Annotated in this window: 17 protein-coding genes; 3 read left to right on the forward strand and 14 right to left on the reverse strand. The window is 51.1% G+C overall.

The window, feature by feature from the left end; genetic code table 11:
* Positions 1–9: 9 nt before the first annotated feature.
* From HR45_RS05025 to htpX, 9 genes are all read right to left on the reverse strand, one after another.
* Positions 10–1476: a NarK family nitrate/nitrite MFS transporter gene (locus HR45_RS05025; protein WP_037440217.1), complete on the reverse strand. Its 1467-nt coding sequence runs from the start codon at positions 1474–1476 to the stop codon at positions 10–12.
* Positions 1477–1478: 2 nt separating this feature from the next.
* On the reverse strand, positions 1479–1802 hold the full coding sequence (gene nirD / locus HR45_RS05030; RefSeq protein WP_037440219.1) for a nitrite reductase small subunit NirD: 324 nt from the start codon (positions 1800–1802) through the stop codon (positions 1479–1481).
* Positions 1799–4357: a nitrite reductase large subunit NirB gene (gene nirB, locus HR45_RS05035; protein ID WP_037440221.1), complete on the reverse strand. Its 2559-nt coding sequence runs from the start codon at positions 4355–4357 to the stop codon at positions 1799–1801. The genes nirD and nirB overlap by 4 nt, the downstream gene beginning before the upstream one ends.
* A gap of 272 nt (positions 4358–4629) precedes the next feature.
* Positions 4630–5811: an ANTAR domain-containing protein gene (locus HR45_RS18990; RefSeq protein WP_052074514.1), complete on the reverse strand. Its 1182-nt coding sequence runs from the start codon at positions 5809–5811 to the stop codon at positions 4630–4632.
* Positions 5795–6661 (reverse strand): uroporphyrinogen-III C-methyltransferase, encoded by an 867-nt coding sequence (cobA, locus tag HR45_RS05045; protein ID WP_063355090.1) that lies wholly within the window; start codon positions 6659–6661, stop codon positions 5795–5797. Before cobA ends, HR45_RS18990 begins: the two co-directional genes overlap by 17 nt.
* A complete protein-coding gene (locus tag HR45_RS05050; protein WP_052074515.1) occupies positions 6654–9311 on the reverse strand; it encodes a nitrate reductase in 2658 nt (885 codons plus the stop codon). Before HR45_RS05050 ends, cobA begins: the two co-directional genes overlap by 8 nt.
* 282 nt (positions 9312–9593) lie before the next feature.
* Positions 9594–10745 carry a tetratricopeptide repeat protein gene (locus HR45_RS05055; protein ID WP_156104009.1) on the reverse strand — a complete coding sequence of 384 codons (1152 nt, stop codon included), beginning with the start codon at positions 10743–10745 and terminating at the stop codon, positions 9594–9596.
* Between the two features lie 135 nt (positions 10746–10880).
* Positions 10881–11234 carry a tetraheme c-type cytochrome CctA gene (cctA, locus tag HR45_RS05060; RefSeq protein WP_037440449.1) on the reverse strand — a complete coding sequence of 118 codons (354 nt, stop codon included), beginning with the start codon at positions 11232–11234 and terminating at the stop codon, positions 10881–10883.
* A gap of 322 nt (positions 11235–11556) precedes the next feature.
* Positions 11557–12423, reverse strand: coding sequence for a protease HtpX (gene htpX / locus HR45_RS05065; protein ID WP_037440225.1), 867 nt, complete (start codon positions 12421–12423; stop codon positions 11557–11559).
* 253 nt (positions 12424–12676) lie between these two features.
* Here htpX and pepE point away from each other — a divergent pair, with 253 nt between their 5' ends.
* Positions 12677–13387 (forward strand): dipeptidase PepE, encoded by a 711-nt coding sequence (gene pepE, locus HR45_RS05070; RefSeq protein ID WP_037440226.1) that lies wholly within the window; start codon positions 12677–12679, stop codon positions 13385–13387.
* A gap of 55 nt (positions 13388–13442) precedes the next feature.
* Here the strand turns inward: pepE and bioD are convergent, their stop codons facing one another.
* The 4 genes from bioD to bioB are packed head-to-tail and all read right to left on the reverse strand — an operon-like array spanning position 13443 to position 17116.
* Positions 13443–14129 carry a dethiobiotin synthase gene (bioD, locus tag HR45_RS05075; RefSeq protein WP_037440451.1) on the reverse strand — a complete coding sequence of 229 codons (687 nt, stop codon included), beginning with the start codon at positions 14127–14129 and terminating at the stop codon, positions 13443–13445.
* 37 nt (positions 14130–14166) lie between these two features.
* The gene (bioC, locus tag HR45_RS05080; protein ID WP_037440228.1) at positions 14167–14922 is read right to left on the reverse strand and encodes a malonyl-ACP O-methyltransferase BioC; all 756 of its coding nucleotides are present in this window, start codon (positions 14920–14922) and stop codon (positions 14167–14169) included.
* Positions 14909–16051 carry an aminotransferase class I/II-fold pyridoxal phosphate-dependent enzyme gene (locus HR45_RS05085; protein WP_037440230.1) on the reverse strand — a complete coding sequence of 381 codons (1143 nt, stop codon included), beginning with the start codon at positions 16049–16051 and terminating at the stop codon, positions 14909–14911. Before HR45_RS05085 ends, bioC begins: the two co-directional genes overlap by 14 nt.
* Positions 16052–17116, reverse strand: coding sequence for a biotin synthase BioB (gene bioB, locus HR45_RS05090; protein WP_037440232.1), 1065 nt, complete (start codon positions 17114–17116; stop codon positions 16052–16054).
* Between the two features lie 128 nt (positions 17117–17244).
* On the opposite strand from bioB, the gene bioA reads away from it, so the two are divergent.
* Entirely contained in the window at positions 17245–18558 is a 1314-nt protein-coding gene (gene bioA, locus HR45_RS05095) for an adenosylmethionine--8-amino-7-oxononanoate transaminase (protein WP_037440233.1), read from the forward strand.
* A gap of 47 nt (positions 18559–18605) precedes the next feature.
* Here bioA and cobB read toward each other — a convergent pair whose 3' ends face one another.
* The gene (gene cobB / locus HR45_RS05100; protein WP_037440235.1) at positions 18606–19325 is read right to left on the reverse strand and encodes a Sir2 family NAD+-dependent deacetylase; all 720 of its coding nucleotides are present in this window, start codon (positions 19323–19325) and stop codon (positions 18606–18608) included.
* A gap of 261 nt (positions 19326–19586) precedes the next feature.
* Here cobB and fur point away from each other — a divergent pair, with 261 nt between their 5' ends.
* A complete protein-coding gene (gene fur, locus HR45_RS05105; protein WP_037440237.1) occupies positions 19587–20021 on the forward strand; it encodes a ferric iron uptake transcriptional regulator in 435 nt (144 codons plus the stop codon).
* Positions 20022–20101: the final 80 nt, after the last annotated feature.

Genomic DNA, 20101 nt, shown 5'->3' on the forward strand with positions numbered 1-20101 from the left:
TCGCTTGGATTAACTGACGCTGATCAGCGTCACTTCGCCGTTTTCATCCACTTCCGCCATATGGCCTTGCGGCTCGCGCATCAGCAGCAAACAGGCCACACCGAACAGCGCGGAAACCGCAATGGTGTAGAAGAAGGCTTGTACTGACACTAAAGAGTAGACGGTCAGGAAGAACACCGCACCCACGTTACCGTACGCGCCCGTCATACCGGCGATTTGGCCAGTTAAACGGCGTTTAATCAACGGCACTGCGGCGAATACGGCACCTTCACCCGCTTGGACGAAGAATGAGCAAGCCATTACCGCAACAACCGCTAACGGTAGGCTCCAGCTGGCATCAATCTGTGCCACGGTGAAGTAACCCGCAGCTAAGCCTGCAGTTAAAATCAACAGGGTCGATTTACGGCCAAAACGGTCTGAAATCCAACCGCCGCCTGGGCGAGACATCAGGTTCATAAAGGCGTATGAAGAAGCCACCATACCCGCTTGCGCCAAACCTAAGCTGAAGGTTTCAGCGAAAAACATTGGCAACATCGACACTACCGCCAGCTCAGAGCCGAAGGTCGAGAAGTACAATACGTTCAGTACGGCCACTTGCTTAAATTGATAACGTTCAAACTCAGGCACTTCTTTTTCAAATACATGACGGTTAACTTGCCAAGTATTATAAAAATCAATCACTAACAGTACAGCTAGCACCACAATCACTGCCGTAACCATGGTTGGCGTCAGCATTTTCACGCCTGCTGGAGAGAGCTTCCAACACAGCAAACCGAGCGTAGCGTACATTGGCAGTTTCATCAGCAGCAACAACCAGAAATCGCCTTTGCTGGTCACTTCCATCGCGCCAGATTTCTTTGGCTTGAAATAAGTTGAGCCTTTCGGGGTATCACTGGCACCGATGTAATAGATCACACCGATGATAATGCTCATTACACCAGTCAGCGCAATTGCTACACGCCAGCCGTAAGGTTCGCCAATGGCCAGTGCTAACACAGGCAAAGAGAACGCAGCTGCCGCTGAACCAAAGTTACCCCAGCCGCCGTAGATGCCTTCTGCGGTGCCCAGCTCTTTGGCAGGGAACCATTCACTGATCATGCGGATACCCACCACGAAGCCTGCACCAATAAAGCCCAGCAGGAAGCGAGCAATCGCTAACTGGATGAAGCTGTCAGCAAAGGCAAACAGGAAACAAGGCGCTGAACAGATAATCAGCAACGACGAGTACACTTTGCGCGGACCGAATTTGTCGGTCACCATGCCGATGACCACCCGCGCAGGAATAGTCAACGCCACGTTCAGGATCAACAGGGTTTTGACTTGCTCCTTGGTAAGCCCCAAGCTTTCGCTAATAAGGCTCATCAACGGCGCAGCGTTAAACCACACCACGAATGACACAAAGAACGCCATCCAACTCAAGTGCATGATTTTCATCTTGCCCTTGAACGAAAACAGATTAAATTTTTCCTGACTCATGATTATGCTCCTGCCAGCCAAACGCCGGTTTCATCAATTCGAACAGCCACTTTCTCAGCGCTGAGCTGTGGTTCTTCCAAACACTCACCTGTGGTGAGGCGATAATGTTGCTTATACAGCGGTGAGCAGACGTACAACTCACCGGCTAATTCACAAATCTGGCCGCGTGCCAGCAGGCTAACGCCGCTGGCTGGGTCACGGTTATCCAGCGCAAATACGCCTTGTTGTCCCAGATTAAAAATCGCCACAGCACGCCCAGCGACCCAGGCGGCGATACCTTTTCCTACCGGCAATGCGGAGGGATCACATACTCTTTCCCAGCTCATAGGGTTTCCTCCTCAGCTGCTGGTGTTAGATTGATGGCGGGAATACGTTGCCCGCGCACCCGTTGGTATGGCAAAGCAGCCGCAGTTGGCGCCGCTTGCGGATTGACAAACTCACTGAAGCGCGCGCGCAGTTCAGGGGTTTCAACACTGGTTTTCCACTCGCATTGGTAGCTATCCACCACAGCTTGCATCTGGCTTAACAGCTCATCGCCGATGCCGAGCGAGTCTTCCAAAATCACTTGTTTGAGGTAATCAAGGCCGCCGTCGAGGCTTTCGAGCCAGACGGAGGTACGTTGCAGCTTGTCAGCAGTGCGCACGTAGAACATCAACACTTTGTCGATAAGCTCAACCAATTCGGCATCGTTCAAATCGCTGGCGAACAGGTCGGCGTGACGGGGTTTCATGCCACCGTTACCGCAGACATAGAGGTTCCAGCCTTTGTCGGTCGCAATCACGCCGATATCTTTGCCTTGGGCTTCGGCGCATTCTCGGGTACAGCCCGATACCGCCATTTTCAGTTTGTGTGGTGAGCGCAAGCCCTTGTAACGGTTCTCTAACTCAATCGCCATGCCGACTGAGTTTTGCACCCCGTAGCGGCACCAAGTGCTGCCGACACAAGACTTCACGGTACGCAGTGATTTTCCGTAGGCGTGGCCGGTTTCAAACCCAGCGGCGATCAGTTGCTCCCAAATTTCTGGCAGTTCAGATAACTTGGCGCCGAACAGATCGATGCGCTGACCACCGGTGATTTTGGTGTAGAGGTCGTAACGTTTGGCCACTTCGCCGATAGCAATCAGTTTGTCGGGGGTGATTTCGCCACCGGCGATGCGCGGTACGACGGAGTAAGTGCCATCTTTTTGCAGGTTGCCGAGGAAAGCATCGTTAGTGTCTTGCAGTTGATCACGGCTGTCTGACAACACATGGCCGTTGTAGAGCGAGGCAAAAATTGACGCGGCCGCAGGCTGGCAAGTGTTACAACCCACGCCATGCACGTGTGATTTACCGTGTTTGGCCAGCAAGGTGGCGAAGTCTTTAATACCTTCCACTTGGCACAGGTGGAACAGCTCCTGACGGCTGTACTCGAAGTGGCTGCACAGGGCTTTGCTCACTTCAACACCTTGCGCGCTCAAGCCTTCGTTGATCACCTTCTGCACACTGGCAGAGCAACCACCGCAGCCAGACGCCGCTTTGGTACAACGCTTGATATCACCAAGCGACGCCGCACCATCGGCCACGGCTTTGAGAATGCTGCCACGGCTCACCTGATGACAAGAGCAGATCAAATCGTTATTGGATTTTGGCAAGGCAGGCGCATCACCCGACAGCAACAAGGCGGCCGCGCTACCTTCAATCTTGTGGCCGCTGAGATAGAGGTTCAGCAGCGTGCCGTAATCACTGGTATCGCCCACCAGCAGCGCGCCGGTGATCACGTTACCTTCATCATTGAGCCACAGTTTTTTGTAGATGCCTGCAGGCTCATCCATCAGTTCAACAAAACGGCTGTCTTCGCTACCGCGGCTGTTACCAATGGCAGCCACATCCACGCCCATCAATTTGAGCTTGGTGCTCATATCGGCACCTAAGAAGTCACCGTGGTGTTTTTCGGCAATTTCAAGTGAATGAACAATATGCCCTAACGCCACTTTCGCCATTTGGTAGCCGGGTGCGACTAAACCAAAGATGCGGTCTTGCCAGCTGGCGCATTCACCAATGGCGTAAACATCCGCCACTGTGGTTTGGCAGAAGTTATCGACCGCGTAACCGCCGCGGGCGCCTTTTTCCAGCGCGCAGCTGTCAGACAGGTTGTCGTATGGGCGAATACCGGCAGAGAACACCAGCATGTCAGTATCGAGCAATTCGCCATCGGCAAACTTGAGGCGCAGACGGCCAGTTTCACCATCAACGATCTCTTGCGTCACTTTGCTGGTGTGGATTTCCACCCCGAGAGCGGCGATTTTGGCCTTCAGCAGTGCGCCAGCTTTGGCATCCAACTGTACCGGCATCAACTGTGGGGCAAACTCCACCACGTGGGTTTTTAATCCGAGCAGTTTCAGCGCATTGGCCGCTTCCAAGCCGAGCAGACCACCACCAATTACCACACCGGTTTTGGCATTTTTAGCGGCCGCTTCAATCGCCAGCAGATCGTCAGTGGTGCGATACACCATGCAACCTTCGCGATCGCGGCCATTAATCGGTGGCACAAAACCGTAAGAGCCTGTGGCTAACACCAGCTTGTCGTAACTTTCACGAGTACCATCAGCCAGTAGCAGTGATTTGGCGTCATTGTCGATGCCGACCACAGTGGCACCCAGTTTCAAACTCACGCCCCACTCGGCATATTGCTCGGCGGTGGTCATGGCTAAATCGTCCAGCGCAGCGCCATTAAAGTAAGACGATAGCTGCACGCGATCGTATGCCACGCGTTTTTCGGCGCCGATGACTAACACATCCAGATGCTGCTGCAGGCCTTGCTCGCACAGCTGTTCAACAAAGTTGTGGCCCACCATGCCGTTGCCGACGACCACTAATTTTGGCTTTGATTCAAAGTTTGACATACCTTTCTCCCGTGCTCACTGGCCTTACTGGTATTGAATCCGCTGCGAACAGCGATGCTTCAAACTGATAAAAATGCTGTAAAAACAATCTACAAAAACAAAAGGCGCCAACCTGCCCTCGCTCGACAGCCGCGAATTCGCGAGCTCACTGAGCGTGAGGAGATTGGCGCCTTTGCCATGGTTAAATTTTCAGTTAATCCGCGCGATGCCCCTTGGGTGCTATTCGCTGCGGTTGCCCCCCGAAGGTGGCCAAACAATATCGGTAACGCTATCTACGCGGCAGCAACGTGCTGCAACAACTGCTGTGCTAACTTGTCCATGCTGATGCCGCAGTGCATCGATTTCTGTCTGAGCAGTTGAAATGCTTCTTGCTCATCACGGCAGCCTTGCTTAATCAACACGCGACACAGGGCGTCGATTGCTGGGTTGGCCAGCCCTTTACCACTGGTGGCTAATGCCAATGCCGAGTCGGCTGTTGCCGCTTTGCCAAGCAGCAACAAAATGGCGGCCAAGGTGGCATTCACCGCGGCGGCTTGCAGGCTGTTATCGCTGGCACCTGGACGCGCCATATCTGCAAAACGGGCTAATACTTCGTCATCGGTGCCGAGCAGTTGTAACTGTGCTTGGGTACCTTGTGGCGCACATGGGTGCAACAGTTCACACGTCACCGCACCATTGCGCCAAAACACCAATTCATTCTCAACTCGTGGGTTGATCTCCGCTTCACCTTGATGACCACGGAAAATCAAAATTTGTTGTGGCTGACTGTATGCCGCCATCGCGCTCAGCACCGCCAGATAGTGATCATCTAAGCCGTGATGGAAATAAGTCCGCACACCGTATTGGCAGTTTGCTGGGTTGAAGAAACGCACCGCTTGAGTCAGTAAGCTACGTAAGCCCAAGGTACGATGCAGTTCACGAATACGTGACCACAGCGGCAGCATGCTATCGAGCGCCATATAGACGACGCCTTTGCTATCGAGCGCTTTGGCAGCACTCTTGGCATCAATCGCAGTAGGAATGCCCGCTTGTTTCACAAACGCCGCCACATGATTGCGCTTAGGTGAGGCTAATTCATCACCATGCAGCAATACCCGTTGGCCTTTTTTGCCAAGACGCAGTGCTGCAAACAGCAACCACGGAAACTGCTCGCGCTTACCGGCATAACACGGCCAATCCAAGCTCACCGCCAGCTCAGGTACGCTGACAAATACACTGAAATCCCGTAAGCCCAGCGCCGCACCGGCGACTTCCTCGGCGGTTTCGCCGCGATGACGCATGATCATCAGCAATGCGCCAAATTGCAGGTCATCCATGTCACCCTTGGCCCATAAGTGGATCATGGCGCGGGTTTCGTCGACCGTCAGCGTGCGCGCTTTCTTGGGGCCAGCGGCCAAGGCATGCACCAGTTCACGGGCAGTGATGTTAAACTCAACATTAACCGGCGATAGCATGGCGCAGCCCTCCGCTCACAGATACCTTCTGTTCGCCAACGTCGATGTCGTTGAGCAGCTGTTGTAACTCACGCCCCACGGCAACCACTTCACCGATGATCATCAGGGTTGGGCCTTCGCTGCTGATGGTCTTTGCCACCGCCGCCATAGTGCCCACTGTGGCATAGTGCAGTTGTTGGCTGTCACGGCAACCGGCGCTGATAAACACCATAGGTAACTCGCTTGAACCACCAGCGAGCAGCAAAGACGCCGCGATTTTCTGCGCTTGGTCTTTGCCCATGTAGAACACCAGTGTGCTACCGAGATCGAGCAGTGCACGCCAGTGGTGAGTAGTGTCGCCACTGGCTTGATGGCCCGTCACTAAGGTGACCGAGCGTGATACACCGCGATGGGTTAGCGGAATTGCGGCAGCCGCGGCACAGCCTAATGCGGCAGTCACGCCCGCCACAAATTGCGATTTAATGCCATGCTCGGCTAAAAACAGCGCTTCTTCAGTGCCACGACCAAACACATTGGGATCACCGCCTTTGAGGCGCAACACTTTTAAACCCCGTTGTGCCAGCGACAGTAGCTTGTGGTTGATTGCATCTTGGCTGGAAGATACCTTGCCACCGCACACTACGCCGCCGCGTTTGCCCATGTCGTAACGCTCGCAGCTTTCTGGCAACAGCCCCAGAATGTCGCTATCGACCAGCGCGTCAAACACCACAGCTTCTGCTGTACTAATCAATTTGAATGCCGCTAAGGTCAGGTTGCCCAAACTGCCACAGCCTGCACCGACTAACGCCACTTCACCCGCAGCTAACTGTGGCAATTGGCTACTCGCCAACATCGCTTGCATGTTATGCATTGTGTGCTCCCCCCAAGGTTACCGCCACGGTGGACTCAGCAAATTCGCTGTCCAAAATCGCGATTAATTCACCGCGGCAGCTGCCGCAACCGGTACTGCAGCCGGTGAGCTGCTGCACGCCTTCAATACGGCATTTGCCGGTAAAGCTGTGTGCGACGGTGAGGATTTGCTCACGGGTTACGCCTTTGCAGACGCACACCAGTGGGCTGTCACCCGCACGCACTAAGGTTTCAATATCATTGAGTAATTTGGCGCTGACGTTTTGCCCAAGCAGCTTGACCATCGCGTCTTTATCAATCGCAATTCGCAGTGGTGAGATGAGGATAATCGCGCGGATACGACCACTGCTGAGCTCGCACTGAATGGTCACGCCATCCAGTTGCCAAGTGAGCGCATTACCGCTAGCGAGCGCTGAGTTTGCTAATGCCAGATGTTGGCAACTGCCCTGCTTTAGTACCTGTTCAAACAGATACAAGGCGCCGCTAATGTTGCCGTTCGCATCCAGCATCGATGCTGGCAACTCGCCCCACACCATGGCTTGCTGAAGTTCGCGGCGGCTTTGCAGCGTGACCGGTTGGCCTTTAAAAGCAGGCTGTTTTGAGATCGGATCGTGGCGGCTATCGAGTAGTTGGTTAACGCTAAAACTGCCTGTCTCGCGGCCAGTCCAATGCATTGCCATAAACAGTTGGTTGGTTTGCAGCGTGTCGTCCGCCAGCAGTTGCACCAATAACTCGGCACCGTTGGCGTTTTGTAAAGCGACTAACTGCCCCGCTTGCAACTGCTGCGCAGCGATGGTGCTTGAGTGGGCGTAGACGCATGGTTGCTGCTCATGCGACACCAGTTGCGCTACATGGCCGGTGCGAGTGCGGGTGTGCCACTGATCGCGGCTACGGCCAGAGATCAGCAGCAGTTGCTCAGAAGTGTCGTGAGTGTCAACTGCCGCGGGCACCACAAAACGGGCGCGACCATCGGCAAACGAGAAGCGACCATCGGCATACAGACGCGGATCATGATTGGTGTTTAATGGCCACTGCTGTGGCTTGAATGCGGCATATTCAGCATCACTGAGTGAGGCAAATGCAGAGAGATCTAATTGCTTGTGCGGATAAGCGTGTTTGACCTTGGCCGAAAGTGCGGCAAATTCGCGGAAGATGTCCGCGCTAGACGCAAACTCAAACCCCGGAAAGCCCATTTTCTGTGCTACGTCGCAAACCATTTGCCAATCAGCTTTCGCTTCGCCTTTGCTGGCGATAAACGGGCGTTGGCGAGTGATGCGGCGCTCACAGTTGGTGGTGGTACCCGATTTTTCTGACCAGCCTTGGGCTGGCAGTAGTAAGTCCGCCATGCCAGCAGTATCGGTGTCGCCTGTGATATCTGACACCACCACAAATGGGCAAGTCTCGAGCGCCTTTTGCACTAATTGACTATCGGGCATGGATACCAGCGGATTCGTCGCCATGATCCATACCGCTTTGATTTTTCCATCGGCCATCGCTTGAAACAGCTCCAGCGCACTCAATCCTGGCTTAGTTGCAATATTGCTGCTTTGCCAGAAGTCAGCCAACAACGCGCGCTCGTCTTCGGCAAAGCCCAGGTGATTGGCGAGCTGCGTTGCTAAGCCGCCCACTTCGCGGCCACCCATGGCATTTGGCTGTCCGGTCAGCGAAAAGAAACCACAACCCGGTTTACCAATGTCGCCCTTAAGCAGATGGCAGTTGATAATGGCATTGGTGGTATCTGTCCCATGTACCGATTGATTCACGCCCATGCAGCTGGCGGTGACGACCGATTTTTTATCACGATACAGCGCTAACAACTCATCGAATTGCGCAGCAGTGATACCGCATTGCGCCAGTACGTCACTTTCGCTTGGCAGCCAATGTTGCAGCTGTGCCAGCGCATCAGTAAGACCTTGAGTATGGTCGGCAATATATGCAGTATTTACCGCCGCTGTTTGGCTCAGTTTGTTGAACAGTAGTGAGAACAGCCACAGATCGCTATCAGGGCTGATCGCTAGATGCAGATCGGCCTGACGCGCAGTGGCGGTACGACGCGGGTCGATCACCACCAACTTAGTGCCGTGGGATTCACGAGCACGCAAAATACGTTGGAACAATACCGGATGGGTCCACGCTGTATTGGCACCGACCAACACCACCACATCGGCCAATTCAAAATCTTGATAGCAGCCGGGAACCACATCTTCACCAAACGCGCGAATATGAGCACTGACGGCAGACGACATACACAGGCGTGAATTGGTATCCACGTTAGCCGTGCCCCAAAAGCCTTTCGCCAGCTTGTTGGCCACATAATAGTCTTCGGTGAGCAGTTGGCCGGAGAGGTAAAATGCCACTGAATCGGCGCCATGTTCCGCAATCGCCGCGGCAAATTTTTCGGCGATTAGATCGGTCGCTACATCCCAAGTCAACGAGCTGTTGGCTTTTGCTAAGCGCGGGTAACGCAACGCCTGTGGCAGCGGTAAGGTGTCGAGTAAACGTTCGCCCTTCTGGCACAAATGGCCAAAGTTAGCGGGATGCTCGGCATCACCTTTGAGTGTCAGTTGTGAAGAGCCATAGTGTGTTGGCTGCGACACAATCATGCCGCAGCCGACCCCACAATATGCACAGTTAGTTTGAATTTGCTTCACCGCGAGCCTCCTCTCTTGATGAAGACTCTTTTGCAACGGTTAGGCCAAAAATTAGACAGCGCTGATTTATAAGCAATTTTTATAAAATCAGCTGAAGATGATAATTAACTATTGCGCAACAAAAGTGCATTTTTTGCTAGAAACGAACAACTTTGGTGCAAAATATCCTTATAAATCAACTACCTATAAAGTGGTAGATAACGATTTACATACCTATAAAGAGGTATACATTAAGAGGTAAAGCGATCTATTTTGATACTAAACCCCAAGATTACCAACAGGCTAACGTTGTCGACTCAATGCTTGTAGTTTGGCCATATAACGCTGTCGATTTTCATCACTTACTGCGGTTGCCAGCGCTTTTTTAAGGGCCTTTTCGGTAGCCTCTAGCTGTCCCTGCTCCCAATGAATCGTGGCGAGTAGCAGATAGGCTTGATGAAAATAGGGATAACGTTCGAGAAACTGCCGAATCAAACGCTCTGCCAACACGAAATCTTGTGCATTGACCGCCGCTAATGCCTGTATATAGAGTTCAGCAGGTTGTTCCGGTGCTACCCGAGCCAATTGTGCTGACAGTTGCGCCGCTAAACTTTGCCTTCCCTGCTTATCTGCAAGATAGCGGTAGTTCATCAGTAAGGTCACATCGCGCGCATCGAGCGATAAGCCGTATTGATAAAACTGCTCAGCAGTCGCTTCATCGCCAGCGCGGCGGTGAATAAGTCCCATCAAGGCTACCAGTGGTGTGGATTGTGGTGCTAAGGCTAATCCTTGCTTGGCCTGCAGATAGGCATGTGTCAGCTTACCTTGCATTAACGCTTCTCCAGCGAGATTGCGATAGAACATCGCTAAAAACTCGTGTTCAGGCACTACCTTACCGGTGAGTGAATCGCCCGTGGAGAAATAATCGATACTTAAAAAACGACGAGGATTGGGCGATAGCTCTTGCATATTGATGGTATCAAACAGATAAGCACGCACATGATCTGAATAGGTCGCAATCGACTGCTCCACCTTGAGTAGCACTGGCATATCGTGCAATAACCGAAACCCAATCGGAACCTTATACGCTTTGGCATAAGCGAACGTGAGCATAGCTAACGTCATGCAGTTCCCTTGATGTTGCGCCATGGCATCTTTGGCAATCAGATTCTGACCTTCGTAATTAAAGTCTCCGAGTAAGGTTTGCAGAAATTGACTCAGTTGCTGATATTTGGGTAGCGATGCAATCTCTTTTCGCTCAACAAAGCGTGCTAATAACTGCAATTGCGCAGGAGTAAGTTGATATAGCGAGGTGACACTGGGCGGCTGCCAACCGCTATCGACAGGACGGAAAAGCTCGTCATTGCCACTCGGCATTGCTATAGAAGAATGAGTATTGCTGGTACACGCTGTGGTGAGCAGCACCAGACACAAAAGCGTGATTGCTCGTAACATAAAAGCGCCCTCTTACGAGATGAGCCAATGCAAACCACCACATTGTCTCAGCCAGACACTTAATATTAACGATAGCAGATATAAAAAATGCCGGCATAGTTGCCGGCATTGTTATCTCAAACGAATTGAGATCTATTATTTACCCAGAATTTTTTCTGGAGTACGGCCGTCGTCGTGACAAGCTTCACAAGTAGGACGTTGACCAACGTTCATATCATGTGGAGCGTGGCAGTCAGCACATTTCAGCATGCCGTCGTGTGGCTTATGAACAGCGTCCATATCAGCCAGACCACCGTGACAACCTTGGCATTGTTGGAATTCATATTCGCCATCGGCAGATGGAGAACCATCTTTGTGGCAAGAATCACAACCACCGTTCATTTCAACGTGGAACTCAGCCAGTTTTTGTTCTTCTGCGAAAGCACCAGTAGACAGCGCCATTGCAGCCAAACCTGCACCAAACAGAGCACCAAGAACTTTTTTGCTCACCATATTTCCTCCGGTAACACAAACTGGCGGGAATTCTTTTAACAGCAACGACACCCGTCCAGTCTGTTTAATAGCACGACTTTAAATTTATCCTGCCTTACTGCGGCAAGTTACGAAACTAAATATCAGTCAGCGATACTTTAACAACTTATAAAAAACCAAAATGTGCGCTAAATCAACTTAATGTCGAATACGAAATTGGATTTACAAAAATTTTAGCTGAGAAAACAGAGGTTAACCAGTAATTACATCATTCACTAAATTACAACAAAAAAGAAGGCCAAACCGGCCTTCTTCTCCATTATTTAGCGATTTTTCTCGCTCAAGCAGCGTTGCGTAGCGCTTGAATACGTTTATCGAGTGGCGGGTGACTCATTAACAATTCCGCCATAGAACGCTTACCGTTAATACCAAATGCAGCCATATTCGAAGGCATCTCGCCAGTTTCCGGCCCATTCTTTAATCGCTCTAATGCTGCAATCATCTTGCTACGGCCGGCCAACTTGGCTGAACCCGCATCAGCGCGATATTCTCGAATGCGCGAGAAGTAAGCCACGATGATTGAGGCCAGAATCCCAAACAGGATCTCTAATACCATAACCACCGCAAAATACGCTAAGCCACTTAAGCCTTCACCCTCTTCTTCATCACCAGAGAGGAAGTTGCTGATCACGCCAGCGACAACGCGGGCAGCGAAGATCACGAAGGTGTTAACCACCCCTTGGATCAAGGTCAGTGTCACCATATCACCGTTGGCAACGTGGCTCATTTCATGAGCTAACACGGCTTCAACTTCATCAGCATTCATGCCGTACATTAGTCCAGAACTTACCGCGACTAACGAGTTGTTCTTGCTCGGGCCGGTTGCAAAGGCATTCATTTCGGGTGATTGATAGATTGCCACTTCCGGCATTTTGACGCCCGCTTGCTGCGCTTGACGCGCAACTGTTTCCAACAACCAGCGTTCGGTGTTATCACGCGGATGAGTGATAACTTGGAGCCCCATTGATTTTTTTGCGATCCATTTAGACATCGCCAAACTGATAAAGGCACCACCGAAACCAAAGATTGCCGCGAATACCAATAACCCACCCATTGTGCGGGTATTGACGCCCAGCAACGACATCACGATTGATGCCACTACCAATACGGCCAAGTTGGTTAACAGAAATAGAATTACACGCTTCATATAAACTCCTGTGGAGAATATTCGCCACGATTTAGTACGCTTTACCAGACATAATATGTCCACTTTTTAATAATTCAAGGTCATGCGAATTAAATAATGTTTAACTAATACAAACCTTGCATTTGCGCGCAGTCTAGGCGTTACAACTTAATCAAAGCTTAATGCTAAGTTGCTGAATAATCGCTGCAGATTGTTGTTGTGAAGTGGCATTTGCTAGTATGGTTAGACCTCTTGACCAGCATGGAGAATAATAATGACAGCTAATGCACTTTTATTGAGCAGTTCACGTGCAGGGGACACGCTATATCTCGAACATGCACTGCCGCTTATTGCAGCAATGACCAACCACACTAAGAAATGGTTGTTCATTCCCTATGCCGGTGTCAGCAAACCCTATGAGCAATATTTGGAAACGGTTGCCAGCGCCTTGGCTCCACTGCAACTGGATATTTCATCAATCCACCAGCATGGCGATCCAAAACAAGCGATTAAAGATGCCGATGGGATTATTGTCGGCGGCGGCAATACCTTCCATCTGCTGCACGAGCTTTATCGTTATGATTTGGTGCATCTGATCCGTGAAGAAGTCGCTGCGGGCAAACCCTATATTGGCTGGAGCGCAGGGTCTAATATCGCCGGTCAAAGTATTCGGACCACCAACGATATGCCGATTATTGAACCGCCGTCATTTACCGCGTTGGGCTTAATACCATTTCAAATTAATCCCCACTACAGTAACGCGACGATTGCTGGGCATAATGGCGAGTCACGCGCACAACGGATTTTGGAGTTTACCTGTGTTGATCCACTCACGCCGGTACTGGGAATTCAGGAAGGCACGGCGCTAAAACTGGACGGCGATAAATTGCAGTTAATTGGCGATTTACCTGCATTTCTGTTCAGTGGTCAGGAACAGGAAATCCCGGTACCTGCAGGCAGTGACCTGTCGCACATGTTGAGCTGAATTGATTCCCGTGACAAAAAAGCCAGCAGTTGCCGGCTTTTTAACGTATGCGGACTCAGGCTTTACTGGTCAGCAACGGGGCTAAATCCAAATACTCTGCCACGTTGGCGACGGAAAAATCCTCTAAATATGGGACTTCCCCAAGGAAAGGCGCCGCCATCATCTCTTTCAAGCTAATGAGGTTTTCCTGATATCTTTGCATCTGTGGCCCAGTATTATTGGCAACCCAGCCTGCCACCTGCAGCCCATCTGCCAAAATTGCATCACGTGTTAACAACGCATGATTAAGTGCGCCAAGCCGCATATTGACCACGATAATCACCGAGATCCCCAGCGCACTCACCACTTCAGATAAGTAGCGGTTATCCCCCAATGGCAAACGCCAACCGCCGGCACCTTCCATCAAGCAGAAATCCGCCACCGAAAACTGGGTAAAATCGAGTGATGACAGAATCGCCTCAGGGCTAATGTCGATTCCACTATCTTCGGCGGCAACATGTGGCGCAATAGCAGGTTCAAAGGTGAAGGGGTTGATGCGGTCATAGTCGAGTTGCAGGCTGGATTCCGACATCAACAGTTGTGCATCACTGTTGCGTAATCCGTCTGCGGTGCGTTCACACCCCGATGCCACAGGTTTAATCCCTAAGGTGCGCATGCCGTGGAACGTGCGCGCCTTATGTAACAGCGCAGCAGAGACAGCAGTTTTACCACTGTCGGTATCAGTACCAGTCACAAAAAAAATCATCGGTTCACCTGAAATGAAGTAAATAAGGACGCAGTTATTTCTGTGCCTGTAGATATAAAATTTGGTAGCTCAAGGCTAAACCTTGGGGTTGCCGTAATGCTTGAGCTTGCTGTTCTAACTGTTGCCAATATCGCTTACCGCGCAAACCAGCATTTGTGGTAACCGATGATGCGCCTACACCTTTAATGGAATAAAGCAAACTACGCAGGTCGTCAAAATAGCAATGATGTTGCTGCTTCGTGCTGGTCAGCGTTTGCCATGGCTGACCAGCAAACGCCTGCTGCCACATCTCGGCGCTATAAAATGCGCGCTTTTGCAAACCAAGCTCTGTTAGCTCGGGCAGACTGCCATCCACTACTATTGCAATCGCCAACTGCCCTTGTGGGCGCAGCACCCGATAAGCTTCACCAGCGACCTGTGCCATCGACGCACACCATTGCAATGCAAGATTGGAGAAGTAGCCATCGAGACTATCGTTCGACAATGGCAGTTGCTGCGCATCGGCACATATTGGCTGATAACATTCATAGCTTTGGCGAAGTTGACTTAACATTCCTTGCGCTATATCAACCGCTATCACTTGTGTTGGGCTTAAGGCTGAGAAATCAGTGCCTGGCCCCGCGCCGACGTCCAACAGGCGCTCCACAGTAGGCTTGAGTAACTGTAATAGCTGCGCACGGCTTTGGCGCTGCACGACATCGTGGCTCTGGTAATCACTCGCCGCTTGCGAGAAACGATGTGCCACCGCATCATAACTGTTCGCGGCAGCTGCTGACTTAAGTATCCCCATTGAACACCTCGGCGATAGCAGCCACCAATTGTTCCACCTGTTCTGCGGTATGACGCGCACTCAGGGTAATCCTTAAACGACCACTGCCTTGCGGCACTGTCGGCGGACGAATCGCTCCCACCAGTAGTCCGCGCTGCTCGAGCTGTTTTGCCACATGCAGCACACGGTCACTTTCACCGATCAGGATTGGCTGAATTGCGGTAAGAGATGGCAGTAGCGGCAACCCAGCAGCTGTCGCTAATTGGCGAAATAAGTGGATATTGTGTTGTAAATCTTGCTGCAAATTGCCGCGCTCGGCCAACTGCAGTGCGATGTGCGCCGCAACACAACACGCGGGAGATAACGCCGTGGAGTAGATATATTCGCGGCTGTTGGCCACCAAAAAATCAATTAATGTCTGGCTCCCGACAATCGCGGCGCCCTGACAACCTAACGTTTTGCCAAACGTAATCAGCCGTGCGAATGGCTTAATATTCAAGGTGTCTGTCAGTAAAAAGCCATGGGCATCATCAACAATTAGCGGGCAATTATGTTGCTGACAAAGCGAGTTTAATTCGGCTAGCGGGGCAACGTCGCCATCCATGCTAAATACCGATTCGGTCAAGACTGCTAAGGGCAATGATGACTCAAAAAGCCGCGCTGCGGCCGTGACATCGTTATGTGGGAAACGCTTAAGTTTTACCTTGGCATCACGCAGCCCATCAATCATTGAAGCGTGGATCAGCTTATCAGCCAGCACCACGTCATGTTCACTAAATAAGCTTTTTAGTAAGGCGGTGTTGGCCGCAAACCCGGAGCTAAACAATAATGCGGCTTCATCACCAGTAGCGGCACATAAGGCTTGCTCCAGCTGGTAGTGGGCTTGACTGTAGCCGCACACCAAAGGCGAAGCCGTACTGCCGACACCATATTGCTGTGCACCCGCATAGAGCGCGTCAGCAACTTCTTCGGCAAAGCTCAGCCCCAAATAATCGTTGCTGGCAAAATTGAGCAGTTGTTGCTCCCCAGCGCAGATCATCGCGGCTTGATTGAGTAAAGGGCTGCGCAACTGACGTTGCCGCAGTAACCCTTGTTGTCTGAGTATTTGTTGCCGCTGCTCAATAAGCTGGAGCAGCTGAGTCGGACTCACTTATAGTGCACCTGCGTCGTAAAATTCGCCGGAAGCCTTGGCTTGCTTAGCTTGCTGATGTTTAACCGCCTCAGCGAGCTCCGCGCCCTCTTGCTCCAGAACAGCCGCCTGCCCCTGCTCTGGGGTTAAACCCAAGCGCTTAAACAACGACATATCGTCGTTTTCCTCAGGGTTGGCGGTCGTTAGCAGTTTGCAGCCGTAAAAAATCGAGTTAGCACCGGCAAAGAAACACATGGCCTGCATTTCATCACTCATTTCTTCACGTCCTGCCGACAGGCGAACGCGAGACAACGGCATGATAATCCGCGCTACCGCTATGGTACGGACGAACTCCAGTGGGTCGAGATCTTCCTGTTCTGCCAACGGTGTACCTGTGACTTTTACTAGCATATTGATCGGTACCGAATCTGGATGCTTCGGCATATTGGCCAGTTGTTGCAGTAACCCCGCGCGGTCTGACGCTTGTTCGCCCATACCGACAATGCCACCAGAACAGACTTTCATACCCGCGGCACGCACATGCTCCAGGGTATTTAAACGGTCTTCATAGGTGCGAGTGGTGATAATGTCACCGTAAAATTCTGGTGATGTGTCGAGGTTATGGTTGTAGTAATCCAGCCCCGCCGCCGCTAACTCGTTAGCTTGCTGCTGATCCAACATGCCGAGCGTCATACAGGTTTCCATCCCCAACGATTTGACTTCTTTCACCATCTCAGTGAGATAAGGCATGTCGCGCGCTTTAGGATTACGCCATGCAGCGCCCATGCAGAATCGGGTTGCACCGGCAGCTTTGGCACTACGCGCTTCGGTCAGTACCTTTTCCATTTCCAGCAAGCGCTCTTTTTCTAAACCTGTGTCATAGCGCGCACTTTGCGGGCAGTACTTACAATCTTCTGGGCAGGCGCCCGTTTTTATCGATAGTAAGCGACTCACTTGCACTTCGTTGGGATTAAATTGCTGGCGGTGAATGCTATGCGCTTGAAACAGCAAATCATTCATCGGCAGCGCAAATAACGCCTCAATCTCTTGTCGTTGCCAATCGTGGCGCACTACTGCATCAACCATATCTGCGTTCCTGTTATCTCATGCCCAGCACAATGCGGCTTGAAGCAAAATTTTATTTTGGCTAGCATACCCATGCCCATTCAGCTGTCAACAAAGATAGCCGACACAAGTTTACTTTTGATTATATTATGAACAATATTGATTACTCGTTCGACCAGCAGCATCTGTGGCATCCCTATAGTTCCATGCAAGCACCGGCCACAGTATTTGGTGTGACCTCTGCCAGCGGCGTTACGCTTACGCTTGATAATGGTCAGCAGTTAATCGACGGCACCAGCTCGTGGTGGGCCTGTATTCATGGTTATAGTCACCCGCAGATTCTGGCAAGCATGCAACAACAACTGTCTCAACTGAGTCATGTTATGTTCGGTGGTATTACCCACGAACCGGCGATTGAGCTCGGTAAGCAGTTATTGGCGCTGGCACCCGACAACCTCAGCAAAGTGTTTTTCGCTGATTCAGGTTCCATCTCTGTTGAAGTCGCGATGAAGATGGCGCTGCAGTATTGGCAAGGCCGAGCAGCAAGCGACAAAAGTAAGATTCTTACGGTGCGCCGGGGTTACCATGGTGACACCTTTGCCGCCATGAGTGTCTGCGACCCAACTGAAGGCATGCACAGTATGTTTGGTGCTAATGTCGCCCAGCAACTGTTTGCACCAGCCCCGCAAACGCCGTTTGGCGAAGACTGTTCGGCGAACGATACCGCGGAATTAGCGCAACTATTAGCCAAACAACACCATGAGATTGCGGCGCTAATTATTGAACCCATTATGCAAGGCGCAGGCGCCATGTGGTTTTATAGCGCTGACTATCTTAAGCGTCTACGCGAGCTTTGCGATAAGTACCAAGTGTTGTTGATTTTGGATGAAATCGCGACTGGCTTTGGCCGCACCGGTAAAATGTTTGCCTGTGAACATGCCGCTATTCAGCCCGACATCATGTGTGTCGGTAAAGCGCTGACCGGCGGCTATATCAGCCTAGCGGCTACGCTGTGCAGCGATGAGGTCGCCAGTGGTATTAGCAATTCGCCAGCGGGCGTATTTATGCATGGCCCAACCTTTATGGCAAATCCACTAGCGTGCGCCGCCGCGCGTGCTAGCCTCAAACTCATTGCAACCGGAAACTGGCAACAGCAAGTGAGCGCGATAGAAGCGCAAATGCACCGTGAGTTAGCCCCTGCAAGAGACATAAAGCAAGTCAAATCCGTCAGAGTATTAGGCGCGGTAGGTGTGATTGAAATGCACCATACGGTCGATACCGGCAAGTTGCAGCAAGAATTTGTTAAGCGAGGAGTTTGGGTACGGCCTTTCAGCCGCTTTATTTATATCATGCCCCCTTATGTCATTAGTGCTGAACAGCTCACCGCGTTAACAACGGCGATGCTAGACGTTGCCGCTATTAGTGCCGATGACGATACGGCACAATTTATCAGTCACGGCTGATGCTCATACAAAAGGCGGCGCAATTGACGCGCCGCCATTTGACAACATCACTTCGTAAACAGACTGCCGCTTAAGATTTTATCGACTAATGACGGCATAATTTCGCTAGCTTTGCCCTCATAGTGCAGATGGAACAAGCTATGGCGCTCTTTCGGGGTTAAATTCACTTCGACCGACAGTGCACCGTGGTGATTGGCAATATCAACAAACCCTGCAGCCGGGTAGACCGTGCCCGAAGTGCCAATCGCGATAAACAGATCGCACTCCTCCAACGCATCATGAATTCTGTCCATACCAATCGGTATTTCACCAAACCACACGATATGCGGCCGCAGGCGCTGCGCCGGAATACAGCAAGTACAACAATTATCTGGACCAAAGGGTTCATGCAGCCTAAAAATTTGCCCGGAACGCGGACAGCGGCCCTTAGATAACTCGCCATGCATGTGCAGCAACTTATGGTTACCAGCACGTTCATGCAGGTTATCCACGTTCTGCGTCACCAGCAGAAAGTCCCCCGCGAAAGCTTGCTCCAGCTTAGCCAACGCCTCATGCGCTGCATTAGGTTTGACCTCGGGCACTTGTAGTTGTCGCCAACGGTCATTATAAAAGCTTTCTACCAGCTCAGGATTGCGCATGTAACCTTCGGGCGTGGCGACATCTTCGATATGATGATCTTCCCAAAGCCCATTTTGATCTCTGAACGTACGTAAGCCAGATTCTGCCGAGATCCCTGCCCCGGTCAGCACTACAATTTTTTGGTACATGCATGACCCCTTTTTCATTTTGTCTCATACTGCCCAGCCGTCACTATAGGGGCAATAGTTCCTTGGTATAACCCCACAAAAAATAATGCCAATCTGTTTGTTTTTATTGAGATATAGGTCAATAAACCACTTTTGTGCTTAAGTTAGCCTCAAAAAAGCCAGCGAAGGTTTAAGTTTGTAAAAACTGCTCATATAATGAGTCCAACACCCACTGATGAACCCTCAGCTGTGATAACGGGTTCTGCAATCAAGAGATTCACCATGACAGATGGAAATCAAGCACTAAAAAAAGCGGGTCTAAAAGTCACCCTGCCGAGAATAAAGATCCTGGAATTGATGCAAGGACCAGAGAATCAACATATCAGCGCAGAAGACTTATATAAAAAATTGCTCGATATGGGCGAAGAGATTGGCCTAGCCACTGTCTATCGTGTGCTTAACCAATTTGATGATGCGGGTATTGTGTCTCGTCACCACTTTGAGAGCGGTAAAGCGGTGTTCGAGCTGTCGACACAAGACCATCACGACCACTTGGTGTGTTTGACCTGCGGTAAAGTGATTGAGTTTACTGATGAAATGATTGAACGTCGTCAGCACGAGATTGCGCAAAGACACAATATCAAGCTCACTAACCATAGCCTCTATCTATACGGTAGCAGTATCGATGGTAAGTGCGATCACGGTGACGAAGAGTAAGCAGTACTCAGCGTGAGCAAGAAGCCGACCTTTAGGTCGGTTTTTTTATGTCCCTGCTCTTAGATAGCTGCCACAAAAAA

The sequence above is a fragment of the Shewanella mangrovi genome, assembly GCF_000753795.1.
Classification (GTDB): Bacteria; Pseudomonadota; Gammaproteobacteria; order Enterobacterales; family Shewanellaceae; genus Shewanella; species Shewanella mangrovi.

Excerpts from the sequence above, each read along its gene's own strand:
- HR45_RS05025 (WP_037440217.1), bottom strand. The coding sequence starts at position 1,476 with ATGAGTCAGGAAAAATTTAATCTGTTTTCGTTCAAGGGCAAGATGAAA.
- nirD (WP_037440219.1), bottom strand. The coding sequence starts at position 1,802 with ATGAGCTGGGAAAGAGTATGTGATCCCTCCGCATTGCCGGTAGGAAAA.
- nirB (WP_037440221.1), bottom strand. The coding sequence starts at position 4,357 with ATGTCAAACTTTGAATCAAAGCCAAAATTAGTGGTCGTCGGCAACGGC.
- HR45_RS18990 (WP_052074514.1), bottom strand. The coding sequence starts at position 5,811 with ATGCTATCGCCGGTTAATGTTGAGTTTAACATCACTGCCCGTGAACTG.
- cobA (WP_063355090.1), bottom strand. The coding sequence starts at position 6,661 with ATGCATAACATGCAAGCGATGTTGGCGAGTAGCCAATTGCCACAGTTA.
- HR45_RS05055 (WP_156104009.1), bottom strand. The coding sequence starts at position 10,745 with ATGTTACGAGCAATCACGCTTTTGTGTCTGGTGCTGCTCACCACAGCG.
- htpX (WP_037440225.1), bottom strand. The coding sequence starts at position 12,423 with ATGAAGCGTGTAATTCTATTTCTGTTAACCAACTTGGCCGTATTGGTA.
- pepE (WP_037440226.1), top strand. The coding sequence starts at position 12,677 with ATGACAGCTAATGCACTTTTATTGAGCAGTTCACGTGCAGGGGACACG.
- bioC (WP_037440228.1), bottom strand. The coding sequence starts at position 14,922 with ATGGGGATACTTAAGTCAGCAGCTGCCGCGAACAGTTATGATGCGGTG.
- bioB (WP_037440232.1), bottom strand. The coding sequence starts at position 17,116 with ATGGTTGATGCAGTAGTGCGCCACGATTGGCAACGACAAGAGATTGAG.
- bioA (WP_037440233.1), top strand. The coding sequence starts at position 17,245 with ATGAACAATATTGATTACTCGTTCGACCAGCAGCATCTGTGGCATCCC.
- cobB (WP_037440235.1), bottom strand. The coding sequence starts at position 19,325 with ATGTACCAAAAAATTGTAGTGCTGACCGGGGCAGGGATCTCGGCAGAA.
- fur (WP_037440237.1), top strand. The coding sequence starts at position 19,587 with ATGACAGATGGAAATCAAGCACTAAAAAAAGCGGGTCTAAAAGTCACC.